The organism is Pseudomonas sp. S07E 245 (assembly GCF_019599025.1).
Lineage (GTDB): Bacteria > Pseudomonadota > Gammaproteobacteria > Pseudomonadales > Pseudomonadaceae > Aquipseudomonas > Aquipseudomonas shirazensis.
Genome location: NZ_CP080625.1, coordinates 2,708,776 through 2,728,165, shown reverse-complemented (window position 1 = coordinate 2,728,165; position 19,390 = coordinate 2,708,776). Strand labels below are relative to the sequence as shown.

18 protein-coding genes and 1 pseudogene are annotated in these 19,390 nt (G+C 59.2%); 15 read left to right on the top strand and 4 right to left on the bottom strand.

The window, feature by feature from the left end:
- Positions 1-48: 48 nt before the first annotated feature.
- Positions 49-3,336 carry a ribonuclease E gene (gene rne / locus K3F44_RS12580; RefSeq protein ID WP_220632354.1) on the bottom strand — a complete coding sequence of 1,096 codons (3,288 nt, stop codon included), beginning with the start codon at positions 3,334-3,336 and terminating at the stop codon, positions 49-51.
- A 783-nt stretch (positions 3,337-4,119) separates the two neighbouring features.
- Here rne and rluC point away from each other — a divergent pair.
- The 3 genes from rluC to sppA are packed head-to-tail and all read left to right on the top strand — an operon-like array spanning position 4,120 to position 6,755.
- Entirely contained in the window at positions 4,120-5,085 is a 966-nt protein-coding gene (rluC, locus tag K3F44_RS12575; RefSeq protein WP_220632353.1) for a 23S rRNA pseudouridine(955/2504/2580) synthase RluC, read from the top strand.
- Positions 5,082-5,759: an HAD family hydrolase gene (locus K3F44_RS12570; protein ID WP_150570145.1), complete on the top strand. Its 678-nt coding sequence runs from the start codon at positions 5,082-5,084 to the stop codon at positions 5,757-5,759. The genes rluC and K3F44_RS12570 overlap by 4 nt, the downstream gene beginning before the upstream one ends.
- A 6-nt stretch (positions 5,760-5,765) precedes the next feature.
- Complete coding sequence (sppA, locus tag K3F44_RS12565) at positions 5,766-6,755, top strand: signal peptide peptidase SppA (RefSeq protein WP_101321493.1); 990 nt, start codon at positions 5,766-5,768, stop codon at positions 6,753-6,755.
- A 38-nt stretch (positions 6,756-6,793) separates the two neighbouring features.
- Here the strand turns inward: sppA and K3F44_RS12560 are convergent, their stop codons facing one another.
- Entirely contained in the window at positions 6,794-7,372 is a 579-nt protein-coding gene (locus K3F44_RS12560) for a nucleoside triphosphate pyrophosphatase (protein WP_220632352.1), read from the bottom strand.
- A gap of 94 nt (positions 7,373-7,466) precedes the next feature.
- On the opposite strand from K3F44_RS12560, the gene K3F44_RS12555 reads away from it, so the two are divergent.
- From K3F44_RS12555 to K3F44_RS12500, 12 genes and pseudogenes are all read left to right on the top strand, one after another.
- Entirely contained in the window at positions 7,467-7,994 is a 528-nt protein-coding gene (locus K3F44_RS12555) for a YceD family protein (protein WP_101321489.1), read from the top strand.
- Between the two features lie 13 nt (positions 7,995-8,007).
- Complete coding sequence (rpmF, locus tag K3F44_RS12550) at positions 8,008-8,190, top strand: 50S ribosomal protein L32 (protein WP_016485486.1); 183 nt, start codon at positions 8,008-8,010, stop codon at positions 8,188-8,190.
- Between the two features lie 3 nt (positions 8,191-8,193).
- Positions 8,194-9,204, top strand: a complete 1,011-nt coding sequence (plsX, locus tag K3F44_RS12545; RefSeq protein WP_259406991.1) for a phosphate acyltransferase PlsX — start codon at positions 8,194-8,196, stop codon at positions 9,202-9,204.
- Between the two features lie 127 nt (positions 9,205-9,331).
- Positions 9,332-10,270: an ACP S-malonyltransferase gene (gene fabD, locus K3F44_RS12540; RefSeq protein WP_101321485.1), complete on the top strand. Its 939-nt coding sequence runs from the start codon at positions 9,332-9,334 to the stop codon at positions 10,268-10,270.
- A gap of 16 nt (positions 10,271-10,286) precedes the next feature.
- The gene (gene fabG / locus K3F44_RS12535) at positions 10,287-11,027 is read left to right on the top strand and encodes a 3-oxoacyl-ACP reductase FabG (RefSeq protein WP_101321482.1); all 741 of its coding nucleotides are present in this window, start codon (positions 10,287-10,289) and stop codon (positions 11,025-11,027) included.
- A gap of 215 nt (positions 11,028-11,242) precedes the next feature.
- Positions 11,243-11,479 (top strand): acyl carrier protein, encoded by a 237-nt coding sequence (acpP, locus tag K3F44_RS12530; RefSeq protein WP_004371293.1) that lies wholly within the window; start codon positions 11,243-11,245, stop codon positions 11,477-11,479.
- A gap of 169 nt (positions 11,480-11,648) precedes the next feature.
- The gene (gene fabF / locus K3F44_RS12525) at positions 11,649-12,893 is read left to right on the top strand and encodes a beta-ketoacyl-ACP synthase II (RefSeq protein WP_101321480.1); all 1,245 of its coding nucleotides are present in this window, start codon (positions 11,649-11,651) and stop codon (positions 12,891-12,893) included.
- Positions 12,893-13,714: an aminodeoxychorismate lyase gene (gene pabC, locus K3F44_RS12520; protein WP_220632351.1), complete on the top strand. Its 822-nt coding sequence runs from the start codon at positions 12,893-12,895 to the stop codon at positions 13,712-13,714. The genes fabF and pabC overlap by 1 nt, the downstream gene beginning before the upstream one ends.
- A gap of 3 nt (positions 13,715-13,717) precedes the next feature.
- The gene (gene mltG, locus K3F44_RS12515) at positions 13,718-14,911 is read left to right on the top strand and encodes an endolytic transglycosylase MltG (RefSeq protein ID WP_101321476.1); all 1,194 of its coding nucleotides are present in this window, start codon (positions 13,718-13,720) and stop codon (positions 14,909-14,911) included.
- 9 nt (positions 14,912-14,920) lie between these two features.
- A pseudogene (gene tmk, locus K3F44_RS12510) lies at positions 14,921-15,220 on the top strand (dTMP kinase); the annotation flags it as partial.
- Between the two features lie 887 nt (positions 15,221-16,107).
- Positions 16,108-16,317 carry a hypothetical protein gene (locus K3F44_RS12505; RefSeq protein WP_220632350.1) on the top strand — a complete coding sequence of 70 codons (210 nt, stop codon included), beginning with the start codon at positions 16,108-16,110 and terminating at the stop codon, positions 16,315-16,317.
- A gap of 13 nt (positions 16,318-16,330) precedes the next feature.
- On the top strand, positions 16,331-17,902 hold the full coding sequence (locus K3F44_RS12500; RefSeq protein WP_220632349.1) for a hypothetical protein: 1,572 nt from the start codon (positions 16,331-16,333) through the stop codon (positions 17,900-17,902).
- A 335-nt stretch (positions 17,903-18,237) separates the two neighbouring features.
- Here the strand turns inward: K3F44_RS12500 and K3F44_RS12495 are convergent, their stop codons facing one another.
- Together K3F44_RS12495 and K3F44_RS12490 are read right to left on the bottom strand one after the other, a co-directional pair.
- Entirely contained in the window at positions 18,238-19,044 is an 807-nt protein-coding gene (locus K3F44_RS12495) for a hypothetical protein (RefSeq protein ID WP_220632348.1), read from the bottom strand.
- The gene (locus tag K3F44_RS12490; protein ID WP_016393050.1) at positions 19,041-19,292 is read right to left on the bottom strand and encodes a hypothetical protein; all 252 of its coding nucleotides are present in this window, start codon (positions 19,290-19,292) and stop codon (positions 19,041-19,043) included. The genes K3F44_RS12495 and K3F44_RS12490 overlap by 4 nt, the downstream gene beginning before the upstream one ends.
- Positions 19,293-19,390 lie beyond the last annotated feature (98 nt).

The window sequence follows — 19,390 nt, the reverse complement described above, 5'->3', positions numbered from 1 at the left end:
AGCCCCGCCAGTTCGCACTGGCGGGGCTTTTTCATTCAGCCGTGGCTATCAACCGTGATGAGGCTTGTGCTCATCGGTCGATGCCTGGGCCTGAGCTGCGGCAGCAGCGGCCTCGGCTTCACGCTTGCGGCGACGCACTTCACGTGGGTCGTTCGGTGCGCGACCGTTGGCCAGCATTACAGGCGCCGGTTCAGCCGCTACAGGCGCTGCCTCGACAACCTCGGGCTTGGCTTCAACTGGTGCAGCCTGCTCGACCACCGGTGCTTCGACTGGCGCGGCCGCTGGGGCCTCGGCAACGTGCACTGGCTTCTCGGCTTCACCCGACTCGACCACGGCGGCTTCAACCACTGGAGCTTCAACCACAGGGGCTTCGGCGGCTGGTGCCTCGACCAGTGGCGCTTCAGCAACTGGCGCTGCAGTTTCCACTTCTGCTGCAGCAACCGGGGTTGCTTCAACGGCAGGTGCTTCGACTACGGGCTGCGGCGCAACCTCGACAACCGGCTCGATGCTCGGCTCTACCACTGCAACCGGCTCGCTGACAGGCTGCTCGACCACAGGGGCGATCGCAACGTCATCAGCTTGCTGTGCAGGCTCGGCTGGCAGGGCGATAACTTCACCGGTAGCCGCTTCAGGCGTTTGGGTAGAAGCGATTTCAGCCTGCTGATTGGCTTGTGCTTCGGCTGCAGCGCTGATGTTGCTAGTGGCAACAGCGGCAGTTACGGCCAGGCCAGCGGCGAGGTCGGCACCCAGATCAGTCGCCTGACGTGGTTGCTGCTCTTCACCGTTTTCGTTGCCTTCGCTGCTTTCTTCGTCGCCATCGATCAGATCGCCATTGGCATTGCGCTGACGTTCACGACGGTTGCTGCGACGACGCTGGCCGCGCGAGCGACGACGTGGGCGTTCGCCATCAGTGCCTTCTTGTTCTTCCTGCTGCAGTTCGTCGTTCGGCAGTTGCTCATCGGCGATCTCTGCGGCCTGCTCGTCAGCCTGGGCGGCTGGGCGCAGTTGACGCTCTTCCTGCGGCACACGTTCTTCACGAGGGGCGCGTTCTTCACGTGGAGCACGCTCTTCGCGAGGGGCGCGTTCTTCACGTGGAGCACGTTCTTCGCGAGGGGCGCGTTCTTCACGTGGAGCACGTTCTTCGCGAGGGGCGCGCTCTTCACGTGGAGCGCGTTCTTCGCGAGGGGCGCGTTCTTCACGTGGAGCACGTTCTTCGCGAGGGGCGCGTTCTTCACGTGGTGCACGTTCTTCGCGTGGTGCGCGTTCTTCAGTCGATGCAGGGGTAGCGTCAAGTGGCTCACGCAGCTCACGCACAGGGCGCTCGTCACGGTTGCCGCGACGTGGGCGATCTTCACGTGGAGCACGCTCCTCACGTGGAGCGCGTTCTTCACGCGGCGCACGCTCTTCACGCGGTGCGCGTTCTTCACGCGGTGCACGCTCTTCACGTGGAGCGCGTTCTTCACGCGGTGCACGCTCTTCGCGCGGCTTGCGCTCTTCGTCGCGACGACCGTTACGGTTGCGACTCTGCTGACGACCGTTGCGGCGCTCTTCGTTGCGCTGTGGGCGCTCGGTAACAGGCTTCTCGGTGGCAGCCGGTGCAGCGACAGGTTCTTCCTTGGCGGCAAACAGGCTCACCAGCGATTTGACCAGGCCTTTGAACAGGCTTGGCTCAGGCATGCTTGGTGCTGGCGCAGCGGCAACCGGAGCAGCCTCTTCTACAGCAGCCGGTACCGGAGCGCTGGTACGCGGTGGAGCAGTCTTGACCGCAGCTTCCTGGCGAACCAGGGTGCGGGTCGCGGCCTGCTGCGGCGCTTCCTCGGTTTCGGTGGTGGCGATTTCGTAGCTGGACTGGTTGGTCAGCACTTCCGGGTTGTCGTCGCGCAGGCGCTGGACTTCGAAGTGCGGGGTTTCCAGGTGGTCATTCGGCAGAATGATGATGCGAGCACGGGTGCGCATCTCGATCTTGGTGATCGAGTTGCGTTTCTCGTTGAGCAGGAACGCGGCAACCGGGATTGGCACCTGAGCGCGCACTTCGGCAGTGCGGTCTTTCAGGGCTTCTTCTTCGATCAGGCGCAGGATCGCCAGCGACAGCGACTCGACGTCACGGATGATGCCGGTGCCCGAGCAGCGTGGGCAGACGATGCCGCTGCTTTCACCCAGCGATGGACGCAGGCGTTGGCGCGACATTTCCAGCAGGCCGAAGCGCGAGATGCGGCCAACCTGGACGCGAGCACGGTCGGCCTCGAGGCATTCACGCACACGCTCTTCGACCGCGCGCTGGTTTTTCGCCGGGGTCATGTCGATGAAGTCGATGACGATCAGGCCGCCGATATCACGCAGACGCAGTTGGCGGGCAATTTCTTCAGCCGCTTCCAGGTTGGTCTGCAGGGCGGTTTCTTCGATGTCGCTGCCTTTGGTGGCACGCGCCGAGTTGATGTCGATCGACACCAGCGCCTCGGTTGGGTCGATCACGATCGAACCGCCAGACGGCAGCTCGACGACGCGCTGGAAGGCGGTCTCGATCTGGCTTTCGATCTGGAAGCGGTTGAACAGTGGCACGCTGTCTTCGTACAGCTTGACCTTGCTGGCGTACTGCGGCATCACCTGGCGGATGAAGGTCAGAGCTTCTTCCTGGGCCTCGATGCTGTCGATCAGGACTTCGCCGATGTCCTGGCGCAGGTAGTCGCGGATGGCACGGATGATGACGTTGCTTTCCTGGTAGATCAGGAACGGCGCGGTGCGGTCCAGCGAGGCTTCCTTGATGGCGGTCCACAGCTGCAGCAGGTAGTCGAGGTCCCACTGCATTTCTTCGCTGCTGCGGCCAAGGCCGGCAGTGCGCACGATCAGGCCCATGTCGCCCGGTACGGTCAGCCCGTTGAGGGCTTCACGCAGCTCGTTGCGCTCTTCGCCTTCGATACGGCGGGAGATGCCGCCAGCACGTGGGTTGTTTGGCATCAGCACCAGGTAACGGCCAGCCAGGCTGATGAAGGTGGTCAGGGCGGCGCCTTTGTTGCCGCGCTCTTCCTTCTCGACCTGGACGATGACTTCCTGGCCTTCGGTGAGTACTTCCTTGATGTTGACGCGGCCTTCTGGGGCCTTCTTGAAGTACTCGCGGGAGATTTCCTTCAGCGGCAGGAAGCCGTGACGGTCGGAGCCGAAGTCGACGAAGGCGGCTTCGAGGCTGGGCTCGATCCGGGTGATCTTGCCTTTGTAGATGTTGGCCTTTTTCTGCTCACGGGCGCCGGATTCGATATCCAGGTCGTAGAGGCGTTGGCCATCCACCAGGGCTACACGCAACTCTTCGGGTTGAGTTGCGTTAATCAGCATTCTTTTCATGTTGTACCGTCGGTTTCCGGGCTGCCGGAAACGGCGTTCGGCACACACGACTTCTCATGGTCGGTGTCAAGGTGCGCAAAGGGTGGCGAACCACCCCCGTGTCGGCGACGTTCGGCACCAGCCGGTTGCCCAGCCTGCCGTTGTCGCGACGACGCGTCCTGTTGCTGCGGTGCTGTGGGCCTGTGGTATCGGGATCAACCTGGCAGGCCTGGTGCACTCAGTCAGGAGGAGGAATCAACCGTCAGCCGTGGACGCCTACGTGGCATCTGTAAGGACCTTATCCGCTCGCCGCCCATTACAGTGGGGCGGTGGCCGGACGCGGTGCTACACGGTCCGAGGGCTGTGCATCTCCACCCTGCACGTATCCCTGATAATTCGGGTGCTGCCGCGCGCTGAATCCGCAACGGGTTGCATTTTTCGCCATCTTCATAAGGGAAGCTGGCGCCATTCATGTCCAAGGCAGGTATTTCCGAAGCATTCGCCGGGTGCAGGAGGAAGTGACGATGGCGGTGCAGAGACACGGCGAAAAAAGCCAGTTAAGCAGGTGAACTACCGCACTTATGATTTTTTTCGGTCTTCTCTACCCGGCGCGAGTGGCGCTTCCAGGTATTTCGATAAACTGGCGAAAGCCCCGTAGGACGGCCTCGCGTCCTCGAGAATTGCGTTGGTCAGGGGCTGGCAAAGCGCCGTATACCGCTGGCCCACCGCTTTTGGCGGCGTTCGCGACTATAGCAGCAATGATTAAGTGCTTCAATTCCCTAAAAAATTGTTATTATCGGCGCCATGACTACCAATACCCCTCCGACTTCCGGCGTCCAGCTGATCGAAGTCGCGCCGGAGCTTGCCGGCCAACGAATCGACAATTTCCTGATCACGGCGCTCAAGGGCGTGCCTCGCACCTTGGTCTATCGCATCCTGCGCAAGGGTGAAGTGCGGGTCAACAAGGGTCGGGTCAAGCCTGAATACAAGATCCAGGCCGGCGACATCGTGCGCGTGCCACCGGTGCGTCTGCCCGAGCGTGACGAGCCGGTGCCGGTGGCGCAATCGCTGTTGCAGCGCCTGGAGGCGGCCATTGTCTATGAAGACAAGGCGCTCATCGTGCTCAACAAACCGGCCGGCATTGCCGTACATGGCGGCAGCGGCCTGAGCTTTGGCGTGATCGAAGCGTTTCGCCAGTTGCGTCCGGATGCCAAGGAACTGGAGCTGGTGCACCGGCTCGACCGCGACACTTCCGGCCTGCTGATGATCGCCAAGAAGCGCAGCATGTTGCGCCATCTGCACGCTGCCCTGCGCGGTGATGGCGTCGACAAGCGCTACATGGCGCTGGTGCGTGGCAACTGGCCAACCGCGAAGAAACAGGTCAATGCGCCATTGCAGAAGAGCAACCTGCGTTCTGGCGAGCGTATGGTCGAGGTCAACGATGAGGGCAAGGAGGCGCTGACCCTGTTCAAGGTGCTGCGCCGTTTCGGCGACTTCGCCACCATGATCGAAGCGCGTCCGATCACCGGTCGCACCCATCAGATCCGCGTGCACGCCCTGCATGCCGGGCACATGATTGCCGGCGACAACAAATACGGCGATGAAGAATTCTCCCGCGAGATTCGTGATCTCGGCGGCAAGCGCCTGTTCCTGCATGCCTATGCCCTGACCGTGCCGCTGCCCGATGGCGGCGAGCTCAAGGTAGAAGCGCCGGTCGACGAAATGTGGGCCAAGACTGTAGAGCGCCTGGCGCGGCCTGACTTCACATGAGCAAACCCTACGAGCTGCTGATTTTTGACTGGGATGGCACCCTGGCTGACTCTGTCGGGCGCATCGTTCTGGCGATGAATGAGGCCGCTGAGCGCGCCGGTGAGGCGCCCAGTGCCGAGGATGCAATCAAGGGCATTATCGGCCTGGCCCTGGGCGAGGCGATCTGGACCCTGTATCCGCACCTTGAGCCGCTGCAGGTCGAACGCTTCCGTCAGCACTATGCTGATGTGTACATGGCGCTCGACCAGCAGCCGTCACCGTTGTTTGACGGTGTGGTCGAGTCGCTGGATGCGTTTCGCGCCCAGGGCTATCGCCTGGCAGTAGCTACTGGCAAGGCCCGTCGCGGGCTCGATCGGGTGCTCAAGGCCAATGGCTGGGAAGACTTTTTCGATATCACTCGGGCGGCTGACGAAACCCGCGGCAAGCCGCACCCATTGATGCTTGAAGAAATTCTTGCCCACTGCCGCGCCGAACCCGGCCAGGCGCTGATGGTCGGAGATTCTGCGTTCGACCTGCAAATGGCCAACAACGCCGGCATGCACTCGGTGGCTGTCGGTTACGGGGCCATGTCGCTGCAGGCGCTGGCAGAGTTCGGGCCGCAGGTGTGCATCGATCACTTTTCCCAGTTGCGCGAGTGGTTGGCAGGTTCGGCGCAATTATCAATTCCAAGGTAGGTGAGCATGGCTGACGAGTGGAAAGCGCCCGAGACCGAAGTGGTCGAGAGTGAGGATCGCAAGAGCTGGAAGCTGCTGGAGAAAACCCTCCTTGCTGGTGTGCAGGAGCAGCGTCGAGCGCGACGCTGGGGGATCTTCTTCAAGCTGCTGACGTTCCTTTACCTGTTCGGCATCCTGTTCCTGTTCTCGCCGCTGATGAGTATGGACGGCGCTGCTTCGCGCAGTGGCAGCCATACCGCACTGGTCGAGGTGCGTGGGGTTATTGCTGATCAGGAGGCGGCCAGTGCCGACAACCTGATCAAGAGCCTGCGCGAGGCATTCAAGGATGCCAATACCAAGGCAGTGGTGATGCGTATCAACAGCCCAGGCGGCAGCCCGGTGCAGTCCGGTTACGTCTATGACGAGATTCGCCGCCTGCGCGCCGAGTACCCGCAGATCAAGCTCTACGCAGTGATCACCGACCTCGGTGCCTCGGGTGCCTATTACATCGCCAGTGCTGCCGATGAGATCTATGCCGACAAGGCCAGCCTGGTCGGCTCGATCGGCGTTACCGCTGCGGGCTATGGCTTTGTCGGTGCCATGGACAAGCTGGGCATCGAGCGGCGCACCTATACGGCCGGTGAGCACAAGGCATTCCTCGATCCGTTCTCGCCGCAAAAACCTGAAGAAACCGAGTTCTGGCAGGGCGTGCTCAACACCACTCACCAGCAGTTCATTGCCATGGTCAAACAGGGGCGTGGTGATCGGCTCAAGGACAAAGAGCACCCCGAGCTGTTCAGTGGCCTGATCTGGTCCGGTGAGCAGGCCAAGGCGCTAGGCCTGGTAGATGGTCTGGGCAGTGCCAGCTATGTCGCCAGAGATATCGTTGGCGAGAAGGATCTGGTCGATTTCACTGTGCAGGAGTCGCCGTTCGACCGTTTCTCCAAACGCATCGGCGCCAGCGTAGCTGAGCACCTGGCAATGTGGATGGGCTTCCAGGGACCGACCCTGCGCTAAGCGCTGCTGGCTTGCGCGTGCAGGCCAGCAGTTTCCCTTCAGGGTAGCTGTACGCCTTCTTCCAGCAGCATATCCACCAGGCGAATAAGCGGCAGCCCGATCAGGCTGGTCGCGTCGCTGCCATGGGTGCTCTGGAACAGGCTTACCCCCAATCCCTCGGCTTTGAAACTGCCGGCGCAGTCGTAAGGCTGCTCTGCGCGCAGATAGCGCTCGATACTGGCCTGGCTCAGCTCGCGCATGACCACCGTGAACGGCACGCAGTCGACCTGGCAGTGGCCGCTGCTGCTGTTGAGTAGCGCCAGGCCGGTCAGAAAGGTGACCTGTTGGCCGCTGGCGGCAAGCAGTTGCTCGCGGGCGCGCTCGAACGTATGTGGCTTGCCGAGGATCTGTTCGCCCAGCACCGCGACCTGGTCAGAGCCGATGATCAGATGGCCGGGGTGGGCTGCGGCCAATGCCTCGGCCTTTTGCTGCGCCAGGCGCTTGACCAGCGCGATGGCGGGTTCGTCAGGCAGGCGCTGTTCGTCTAGGTCGGGGCTTGCCGAGGTAAAGGGCAGGCGCAGGCGGGCGAGCAATTCGCGGCGGTAGGTAGAGCTGGAAGCCAGTAACAGGGGCAGCATGGTAGACTCCTTGGCAGATCAACCGATTCTATCATCCACTTGCCGCCGAATTTCCTTTGACAGGGGCGGGGGCCATCCCTAGAATGCTGCGCCTATGTTGAATGACCCGATTCCACCTCACGTTGACCCGCGCAAATTAGCCGATCGTGGCGTAACCCTTCAAGGTTCGTTGCAACTCGCTGATTTGGAAAGACTCTGCGACCCGCTTTCCGACAATGTCGGTACGGTGCAGGCGAAGTTCGATTTTGAACGAGATGAACAGCATGCCGTGGTTATCCACAGTGAGCTCGACGTCGAAGTCAAAATGGTTTGCCAGCGTTGTCTTGAGCTGGTCACCCTACCGATCCACAGCGAGTGTTCGTACGCGGTGGTGAAGGAGGGTGCGAATACCCAGTCGTTGCCGAAAGGCTATGACGTGCTGGAACTGGGCGAAGATCCTTTGGATCTGCAGGCGCTGATCGAGGAAGAGCTTTTGCTCGCCTTGCCCATCGTGCCTGCTCATCATCCGGAAGAATGCCAGCAGCCGGCGGGCCTCGATGAGCCCGAATCGAGCGAGGACGAGGTAACGCGGTCCAACCCGTTCAGTGTCCTGGCGCAGTTAAAGCGTGACCCAAACGTTTAGGAGTTAATCAATTATGGCTGTTCAGCAGAACAAAAAATCCCGCTCTGCCCGTGACATGCGTCGTTCGCACGATGCCCTGTCGGAAAACGCGCTGTCGGTAGAAAAAACCACCGGTGAAATTCACCTGCGTCACCACGTTTCGCCAGAAGGCGTTTACCGTGGCCGCAAAGTGATCGACAAGGGCGCTGACGAGTAAATCTTGTCCGCTCAGATCATCGCGATCGACGCAATGGGCGGGGACTTCGGTCCCCGCAACATTGTTCAGGCAAGTATCGCTTGCCTCTCGGCTACGCCCTCGCTGCATCTGACCCTCGTCGGTCAACCCTCCCTTCTTGAACCACTCGTCAGCGGCCTTGCAGCTGCCGATCGCGCGCGCCTGCAAATTGTCGCGGCCAGTGAAGTGGTGGAGATGGACGAGCGGCCCTCGCAAGCGTTGCGCAGCAAGCCTGATTCGTCGATGCGCATCGCCCTTGAACTGGTGCGGGACGGCAAGGCCCAGGCCTGCGTCAGTGCCGGCAATACCGGTGCACTGATGGCGCTGTCGCGCTTTGTCCTCAAGACCGTGCCAGGCATTGATCGGCCGGCCATGGTCGCGGCGATCCCGACTCAGTCAGGCTTTTGCCAGTTGCTCGATCTGGGCGCCAACGTTGACTGCAGTGCCGAGCATCTCTACCAGTTCGCGTTGATGGGCTCGGTGGCGGCGCAGGCCTTGGGCATTCCGCGCCCACGCGTTGCGCTGCTCAACATCGGCACCGAAGACATCAAGGGCAATCAGCAGGTCAAGCTGGCGGCAACGCTGCTGCAGAATGCCCGTGGTATCAACTACGTCGGCTTTGTCGAGGGTGATGGCCTGTATCGCGGTGAAGCCGATGTAGTGGTGTGTGACGGCTTTGTCGGCAATATCCTGCTCAAGTCCAGCGAGGGTCTGGCAACCATGATCAGTGCCAGAATTGAGGCGCTGTTCAAGAGGGGGGTGCTGGCGCGCGCGGTCGGTGTGCTGGCCATGCCGCTGCTCAAACGCCTGCAGGCTGACCTGGCGCCTGCACGGCACAACGGCGCGAGTTTTCTCGGTCTGCAGGGCATCGTCATCAAGAGTCACGGTTCGGCAGGGGTCGAAGGCCTGCAGAGCGCTATCCAGCGTGCGCTGATCGAGATCGAGGAAAACCTGCCCGGGCGCCTGCGCAGCCGCCTCGAAGACCTGCTGCCTTAGGCATAATCGCCATGAGGTGGTTAAATGTGACCGCTGGGTTTTCGTATTCATCCAAGTTTTCAGATTCTGCGTACAGCCGTGGGCTGGGCGCATCCTCTCCGACGACAAGATCATAAGGGCTTGTTCAATGTCTGCATCCCTCGCATTTGTCTTTCCGGGTCAAGGTTCCCAATCGCTGGGCATGCTCGCCGAAATCGGCGCAGTAGAGCCGGTGATCGTCGAAACCTTCAAGGAAGCTTCCGACGCTCTGGGCTACGACCTGTGGGCACTGGTTCAGCAAGGTCCGGAAGAGCAACTCAATCAAACCGACAAGACTCAGCCGGCCATCCTCACCGCCTCCATTGCGTTGTGGCGCCTGTGGCTGGCGCAGGGCGGCGCAAAGCCTGCGTTCGTCGCCGGGCATAGCCTTGGCGAGTACAGCGCGTTGGTAGCGGCCGGTAGCCTCAGCCTGAAAGACGCGGTGCGCCTGGTCGAGCGCCGTGGCCAGCTGATGCAGGAAGCAGTCCCGGCAGGCCATGGCGGCATGGCCGCGATTCTCGGTCTGGACGACGAGGTCGTGGTCGCCATCTGCGCTGAAGCAGCAGAAGACCAGGTGGTCAGCGCGGTCAACTTCAACTCGCCAGGGCAGGTTGTCATTGCTGGCAACAAGGCAGCGGTAGATCGCGCCATGGAGCTGTGCAAGGCTAAGGGCGCCAAACGCGCCTTGCCGCTGGCGGTCAGCGTGCCGTCGCACTGCGCACTGATGCAGCCTGCTGCCGAGCGCTTTGCCGAGTCGGTCAACGCCATCGAATGGCAGGCGCCGCAGATCCCAGTGGTGCAGAACGTTTCTGCAGCCATCCCAGCTGACCTGGGCGTGCTCAAGCAAGACCTGCTGGCCCAGTTGTACCAGCCCGTGCGCTGGGTTGAATGCGTGCAGACCCTGGCGGCCAATGGCGCGGTCAATCTGGTCGAGTGCGGCCCGGGCAAGGTCCTGGCCGGTCTGAACAAGCGTTGCGCTGAAGGCGTGACCACCTACAACCTCAATACCCCTGATGCCATCGCCGCCACCCGTGCGGCGCTGGCCTGAAACTGGAGAAGCTTGCATGAGCCTGCAAGGTAAAGTTGCACTGGTCACCGGCGCCAGCCGTGGTATCGGCCAGGCCATCGCCCTCGAGCTGGGCCGTCAGGGCGCTACCGTCATCGGTACCGCGACCTCGGCCTCGGGCGCCGAGCGCATTGCTGCCACGCTCAAGGAGCATGGCATCACCGGCACCGGCATGGAGCTGAACGTGACTGATGAAGCGTCGGTCAACAGCGTTCTGGCCGCGATCCAGGAACAGTTCGGCACTACCGCGATCCTGATCAACAACGCCGGCATCACCCGTGACAACCTGATGCTGCGGATGAAAGACGACGAGTGGTTCGACGTGATCGACACCAACCTCAACAGCCTCTACCGCCTGTCCAAGGGCGTGCTGCGCGGCATGACCAAGGCGCGTTGGGGCCGCATTATCAGCATTGGCTCGGTTGTGGGTGCCATGGGCAACGCCGGTCAGGTAAACTATGCCGCCGCCAAAGCCGGTCTGGAAGGTTTCAGCCGCGCTCTGGCACGTGAAGTCGGGTCGCGCAACATCACTGTCAACTCGGTAACTCCAGGTTTTATCGACACCGATATGACCCGTGAGCTGCCAGAGGCTCAACGTGAAGCGTTGCAGACCCAGATTCCGCTGGGCCGTCTGGGTCAAGCCGACGAAATCGCCAAGGTAGTTGCTTTCCTGGCGTCCGACGGCGCAGCCTATGTCACAGGTGCTACAGTGCCTGTGAACGGCGGGATGTACATGTAATATCGCAACTCAATGTGACGGATTGCTTCAAAAAAGAGTCATACTCCGAGCTTAAAATCCGTTATAAAGCTGCAACCAGATTCCGGGCAGAGGGTCGAGTGACCACATAGCCAGTTGATGGCGGGGCGCGTTACGCTTGAAAAGCAGGCGTCTTGCTATAAACTCGGTCACCGGCCAGCTGCCTGACATATGTCTATTAGGAGTGAAAATTAGGTATGAGCACCATCGAAGAGCGCGTCAAGAAAATCGTCGCCGAGCAACTGGGCGTCAAGGAAGAAGAAGTAACTAACAGTGCTTCTTTCGTAGAAGACCTGGGTGCCGATTCGCTTGACACCGTTGAGCTGGTGATGGCTCTGGAAGAGGAATTCGAGACCGAAATCCCTGACGAAGAAGCCGAAAAAATCACTACCGTTCAAGCTGCTATCGACTACGTCACCAGCCACCAGGCTTAAGACGTCTGTAGTCGACGCTTCTTGTCGGGGAAAACCGCACTGCCATAACTGGCGTGCGGTTTTTTCTTTGCGAGATGTGTGAAGCAGGCACCGAGAGCCTTTTGCCATTGCCTTCTGCTGCAGAATGCAACGGCAAGAGACTCTGTTACTGGACAATGAGGAGAGTACTGTGTCGCGTAGACGCGTCGTGGTCACTGGTATGGGCATGCTGTCGCCGCTGGGTACCGATGTACCGAGCACCTGGCAGGGCATTCTGGCTGGCCGCAGTGGCATCGGTCCGATCGAACACTCCGATCTGACGGCCTACTCCACCCGTTTTGGCGGCTCGGTGAAGGGCTTTGAAGTCGAGCAGTACCTCTCGGTCAAAGAGGCCCGCAAGCTCGACCTGTTCATTCAATACGGCCTGGCCGCAGGTTTCCAGGCGTTCCGTAACGCCGGGCTGGAAATCAACGACAGCAACCGTGAGCGGATCGGCGTGGCCATGGGCTCCGGCATCGGCGGCCTGACCAATATCGAAGAGACCAGCCGGACCTTGCACGAGCAAGGCCCGCGTCGCATCTCGCCGTTCTTTGTGCCTGGTTCGATCATCAACATGATCTCCGGCTTCCTGTCGATCCATTTGGGTCTGCAGGGTCCGAACTATGCCATCGCCACTGCCTGTACCACCGGCACCCATTGCATCGGCATGGCCGCGCGCAACATTGCCTACGGTGAAGCCGATGTGATGATCGCCGGCGGCGCTGAAATGGCCGCGTGTGGCCTGGGCATGGGCGGTTTCGGTGCTTCGCGTGCGCTGTCGACGCGCAATGACGAGCCAACCCGGGCCAGTCGGCCGTGGGACAAGGGCCGTGATGGTTTCGTGCTCTCCGACGGTGCCGGTGCACTGGTGCTCGAAGAGCTCGAGCACGCCAAGGCGCGCGGCGCCACCATCTATGCCGAGCTGGTTGGCTTTGGTATGAGCGGTGATGCCTATCACATGACCTCGCCACCGGATTCCGGTGAGGGTGCGGCGCGCTGCATGACCAACGCCCTGCGCGATGCCGGCATCGCCCCGGAAGAAGTCAGCTACATCAATGCCCATGGCACTTCGACCCCGGCCGGCGATATCGCCGAAGTGGCCGCGATCAAGCGTGTGTTCGGTGAGCATGCGTACAAGGTGGCAGTCAGCTCGACCAAGTCGATGACGGGTCACCTGCTCGGTGCTGCCGGTGCCGTGGAAGCGATCTTCAGCGTGCTGGCAATCAACAGCCAGATGGCGCCGCCGACCATCAACCTGGACGAGCCGGACGAGGGCTGCGATCTCGACTTCGTTGCCCATCACGCCCGCAGCATGCCGATCGACGTGGTGCTGTCCAACTCGTTCGGCTTTGGTGGTACCAACGGCTCGCTGGTGTTCCGCCGGTTCGCCGACTGATGCATAGCTGGATCGACGGCCAACCCGCGACTGCAGTCAACCTGCACAACCGCGGGCTGGCCTACGGCGATGGTCTGTTCGAAACCATCGCCGTGAGTGCCGGCAAGCCCAGCCTGCTGGAGCTGCACTTACAGCGTCTGGCACTGGGCTGCCAGCGTCTGGCTATCAGCATCGACCTGCCGTTGGTGCGCGACGAACTGCTGCGCTTTGCCAGCCAGCTCGGCGACGGCGTCGCCAAGCTGATCGTTACCCGTGGCGACAGCCAGCGCGGCTACGCTCCAGGCGTTGGCGCCGCGGCTCGGCGCATCCTTCAGGGTAGCCCGCTGCCACAGTATCCCGCACTCAATGCCGAGCAAGGCGTGCGTTTGTTCGCCTGCCAGACGCGCCTTGCGGAACAACCCCTGCTGGCCGGCCTCAAACACCTCAATCGCCTTGAGCAAGTGCTGGCCCGCGCCGAATGGCAGGACGCCGAGCACGCCGAAGGGCTGGTCTGTGACAGCCACGGGCGGGTCATCGAGGGCGTTTACAGCAATCTGTTCATGGTTCGTGGCGGGGTGCTGCAAACGCCTGAGCTGAGTCGCTGCGGTGTAGCCGGGGTAATGCGCGGCGCCTTGCTGGCGCAAGCGCCGGCACTGGGTATCAGCGTGCAGGTCAGTGATCTGGCCCTGGCTGACCTGGAACAGGCCGAGGAAGTCTTTCTCTGCAACAGCGTGTATGGAATCTGGCCGGTACTGGAGTGCTCTGCGCTCAAGCTGAACTGGCCGGCGGGGCCGCTCACCCGTAAACTGCAGGCCGTTGCCCGGACGTTACTGGATACCTGATTCGTGAGACGCAAATTTCTCCTGCTGCTGGAAATAGGCCTGATCCTAGCCGGTCTGGCGTTGGGCTGGTCTGCCTGGAAAGTCCATTCGGCCCTTGAGCAGCCTCTGCACGTCGAGCAGGAGCGGATGCTCGAGGTTCCCAATGGCACCACACCCAATCGCATGTTCTACCGCATGCAGACTGACGGCTTGCTCGACGATGCCGTCTGGCTGCGCCTTTACTGGCGCTTCAACATGGCCGGCACGCCACTGCATACCGGTGAATACCGGCTGACACCTGGCATGACCGTCAACCAGCTGTTCGATGCCTGGCGCCGAGGCGATGTTGTGCAGTACAACCTGACTCTGGTCGAAGGCTGGACCTTCCGCCAGGTGCGCGCGGCAGTGGCCAAGCACGAGAAAATCACCCAGACCTTGGACGGCCTGTCCGATGCCGAGGTGATGGACAAACTCGGCCATAGTGGCGTGTTCCCTGAGGGGCGCTTCTTTCCGGATACCTACCGCTTCGTGCGTGGCATGAGCGATGTCGAGTTCTTGCAGCAGGCGTACATGCGTCTTGAGCAAGTGTTGGCCAAGGAATGGGCCGAGCGGGCCACCGATCTGCCTTACCGCGACCCGTACCAGGCGCTGATCATGGCTTCGCTGGTCGAGAAGGAAACCGGTATCCCGCAAGAGCGCGCGCAGATTGCTGGGGTGTTCGTGCGGCGTCTGCGGCTGGGCATGATGCTGCAGACCGACCCGACCGTGATCTATGGCATGGGCGAGCGCTATAACGGCAAGATCACCCGGGCCGACCTGCGTGAGCCCACGCCCTACAATACCTATACCATCAGTGGCCTGCCGCCGACACCGATCGCTATCGTCGGCCGCGAGGCGATTCATGCCGCGCTGAACCCGGCCAACGGCACCAGTCTGTACTTCGTTGCGCGGGGCGACGGCAGTCACGTGTTTTCCGACGACCTCGACAATCACAACTCGGCAGTGCGCGAGTATCAACTCAAGCGCCGCAGCGACTACCGCTCCAGCCCCGCGCCACAGGCGCAGCCGGGTGCGATTGAGCAGCCAGAACCGGCAGCGGGAGACCAGCCGACACCTGCTGCGGATGCACCGGCGGACGCACCTGCGTCGACCCCGCCAACCGCACCGGCGACCGACGCTGCCCCCGCAGCGGCGCCGACACCCGATGACAAACCCTAAGGACTGCGCGTGAGCGGCTTGTTTATTACCCTGGAAGGCCCCGAAGGCGCGGGCAAAAGCACCAACCGCGAATATCTGGCGCAGCGCTTGCGCGAGCAGGGCCTGGACGTAGTGCTGACCCGCGAGCCGGGCGGCACGCCGGTTGCTGAACAGATTCGTGAGTTGCTACTGGCACCAAGCGACGAAAGCATGGCAGCGGATACTGAATTGCTGTTGATGTTTGCGGCGCGTGCCCAGCACCTGGCCAAGGTCATCCGCCCGGCGCTGGCGCGCGGTGCGGTGGTGTTGTGCGATCGCTTCACCGATGCCTTAATTTTGACAGGATGTAAAGGGAAACTCAGTAAAACTATCTTCTCACACCCTTCAGCTTCACACCTGATCGCCTGAAACCCTTGCGGTACAGGTATAAAATCAGTTTAGGTGCTCGCTGCATGATTCCATTATAGCACCCGGAAAATCGAAAAAGTAAACCCCTATTTTTCTCTATGCCACCGAGTGAGGAGATGTAAACCTCAGCTGCCTCCTAGGTCGCCTTTTCCCTCGTAATCCCATTTCAGAATCCCTCCTAGGCCCAATAATTCCGGCACTTTTTACGTTTACATTTAGGTGTGTGCACCGTGTCGGCGGGCGATGCCTATCTGTCCAAGCAGGGGGTATTCAGGATCCCTCCCACTCGCCGAATTATTCAGCAAGGTAAATTTGAGCATGGCGGTGGTGGTCTGAGGCCGGGTTGGCTGCTTGGAAGCTTTGAGCGGGTGACGGGATGGGCTTTGAGGGGGTACGCCTCGACCTCTACATGGGCAACTGATTGTCATCCGGGGGCATGCTGGTCGCAAGGCCACAGTGGCCAAGCCTGAGCCCAAATCTAACCTGGGGTGCTTTTCAGGCGCCTAGAGCCCTTCTGGCCATTTCCTCGCTTTGGGGTCATGGGCTGGATACCATGGCGGCGAGAGTTGTGAGCCTCGGTGGGTGAGGCTGCAGTACTGGCTGCAGGTAACGGCTGGAGGTAGTGATAGCGGTCGTGGTCTGACCCAAGGGGTGTGTAGAGGGGGCGCAGTCATACAAGGGGCGGGTGGTGCATGCCCATTTGCGTTGAATTCGGCTCCTCAAGCGGATATTCGTGCCAGCGGTTGAATTGACATATGGTGCTGATTTCCGGTATTTTCCTGATAGGAAAGACTAATCAGGACTGTCTCATGAGCCACGCATTGAAACCTACAGTCGCTATGCCGCAAGCGCGCGCAGGGCAGGCAGGCTCGCGTTTTAGTGCTGAGCACATCAATCACGCCAGAATGCGCAGCGCCATGAGAGAGGCGGTGGCTTCGACGATGGCGTCCCTGGCCGTGTTGCAAGCGTCCCGCGTGGTGTCCAAAGAATCACTGGAACGACCTTTAAGCACAATTTGATTGGGATACATGCTTGAGCTTTGAGCTGCTGCCTTACTCTCATCAGTGCTTATTCGAGTGCCTTTTAGATGAATCTCAATATACTAGTGCCAATAGCATTAGTACGCGAAGGCATTTCAATTACTTTCAGCAATATTTTGAAGAGCTGAAAGCCAAGACGATTCTGATAGAAAACGAGTATGTTGATCGTGACTATCTTCATGATCACGTTGAATACTACGCGCGATGCTTTTGGGATTATCCGCGACGTACCCGTCGTCTTCATTTCTTCAGTGATGAAATAAGCATTGATGACTTTGAGAGGGAGTTGCTTACAACGCCTGTCACAGGAGTTAGTAGTAGGTTTCAAGCTGATTATCTTGGATTCATCGTTGTAAGGCCTCTCCCTCTAACGATCATTGGTCGCACCTGTCTACGAACCTACAGTACCGAAGATGGTCGACGGAATTTTCCTTCGCTGCGAATCTATCCTGTCAATCTGTATGGTATCGAACTTGAAGTAAAAAGCCTTGCTTACCAAGAGCAGGATCAAGTTGTAGCTGCGTGTGCCACGAGTGCGTTGTGGACGTGCTTGCAGGGTACTGGGAAGCTTTTTCAGCATCCTATACCTGCGCCAGTTGAGATAACCAGGTGGGCAAGCGATCAAATGCCTGATAACCCGCTTATTGTGGGTATGCGGACATTTCCCAATACTGGCTTGACTGCGACTCAAATGGCGCAGGCGATCAGGCGTGTAGAGCTTGAGCCGCATATTATCCGTGCCGGAACAAAGTATGATCTTCATAGCGCGGCTTACGCTTATTTGAGAGGGCGCATACCTTCGATATTGTCAGTGCAGCTTACTAATTATAAGGATGACGAACAAATAGCTGCTGGTGCTCATGCGGTAGCCATTACGGGTTATTCGCTGCGCGATGACGCCGAATATGAATTTTCGCAAGTTGGTTTTAGGTTACGGGCTGCGAAGATTGACAAGCTTTATGTTCATGATGATCAAACGGGGCCGTTTTGCCGTCTTGAATGGTCTCAGTTACCTACGCCCGAGATGGTCGGGAAAGAGCAGCAGTTGTACGCATTGAAAAACTCATGGAGTGATACGGTTTATCAGCACCCTGATTTTTTGTTGCTGCCGTTGTATCACAAGATCAGGATTCCGTTTTCCTTGATTCATGATGAAATGCTGATCTTGAATGCTCTCTTGAGTGCGTGGCGAGAAGCGTATGGCTTCGTGGAGATACCGGAATGGGATATTTACCTCACCACGGTCAATGATTATAAGTCATCTGTTCGGCAGGAATATGCAGGCTTAGGTGTGGACTTCCGTAGCAGTATCTACACCCGTATGCCCAGATTCCTTTGGCGGGTAACGCTGCGAACACAGGGTGTCATTCAGATGGATTTCTTATTCGATGCCACTGGTCTGGCTCAGAATAGCTTGCTGATTCATTCTTTCTCGACCGAATGTGAGAGTCGTGAGATTCTTTCGATTATGGCCATGCCTGAATATGAGAAAGAGCGTCTTGAGCTTCCTGTGCAAGTGCGAGCTGTTATCGAGTCGTTCGGATCGGAGGGTGTCAGTCTCTGAAATTTAAGTTTAGGTCTTATGATCGCTTTGGCGGGGCTGATGCCATTGTCAGTAGCGCGTTCAAATCTGACATGTCAACGCCGGCGTAGCCTGCAGTGCCGGCACTGGGGCAGTTTTGTTTGACGGCGTAATGCCAGTCGGAGTGAGTGGGATTTAAGCCTCGATCTTTAAGTGACTGTATATATTTCTTGATCGCTGCTAGCTGGCTAGAGGTGGGTTCACCTGGTCGCAGCCCAAATTTCATTTTTAGATGGTGACCTAATTTATCGTCGTCGGACATATTTCTATGCAGCCTTCATGAGTTAAAGTTTTCCGTGCGCATATGCACGGATTAATTATTTGGATACAGGTTGTTGAATGGATGGCTGCTCAGGGGGTTTCGAATATCCTGCCGGAGGGTTGACCAGGTAGACCAACAGGAAGATTCCAATTGACCCGCTGGCGACGAGCTTCAAATACTGGCCAAATGAAGATATGCGTGCTTTGACATTCATAAGGCCTGGAAAACCCACGGCAACTGCTGATAGCCCAAGCGCGAGAACTGGACGGAATGTGAACCATTGGGCGGGCGTAGGTTCTGGGAAAAAGATTACTAGTGCAACGCTGGCGACCAGAAGTATTAGCCCGATCACCACGCACATGATGATAGTCCATGGAGGAGTGTCTTTTTGATCTTCGATTGCTGGCATGGTGAACCCTACGGTTGGCAAATTTGCATCTGTAAAAGCTTGCTTCAGGTCTCGGCTTTTATCTGGTGCGCAGTACGCTTTGACCATTCTCTGCATACTGGCCATGGCATGTTCATCAGGCTCTACCTTGACTTGCGGGAGGTAGTGTGCATGCTGTCGAAGCGTTGCAATGTGGATCAGGTACGACTTCAAATAGGAATGGCAGCTTTCCGCAAAGTTTGTAATCCAGTTACCGATTCGGTGTGCACCTAACAAATCGCTATTGGCAACGAATAATTCCAACGAGTTGAAGAAGGCGTTGCCAAGTCGTTGGCATTCAATGAGTTGGGCCACCGTCCATGGCTTTTCCTCGGCGTCCCATGCTATTGCAAGCGGTGTCAAAAAGGCGTGGTATTTATCGAGCAGCTTTTGTGCTGCAGCCTCCGCAGCAATCACGGCTTGCTGGTTGGTCATTTGTCCTTCCTCGGTGGCTGAGCCGCCATCAGGAGAACTGCATTGAGGTCGGACATGTCAAGCCCTTCCATTGACCAGCAGCGCCGCCATTCGATCACCTCGTCAATGATCTGGGCGAGTGCTTCGTGGGTCGTGGGCCTGCGCTCCTCGATGAGGCGCTGAATTTCCGCAAGTTCAGCGGCGGTAGGCTCCCACCCGGGGGTTTTCAGCCACATTTTGATGGCTTTTTTTAGCTGTTCTAGATCCATCTGGGTGCCCTCGATCGTGCGGCAGAAATGGGATCCATTGTGGATCGGCGCGGCATAATACCGATCTGCCAATGGCCCTGTCGAGTTATAACCGCCGC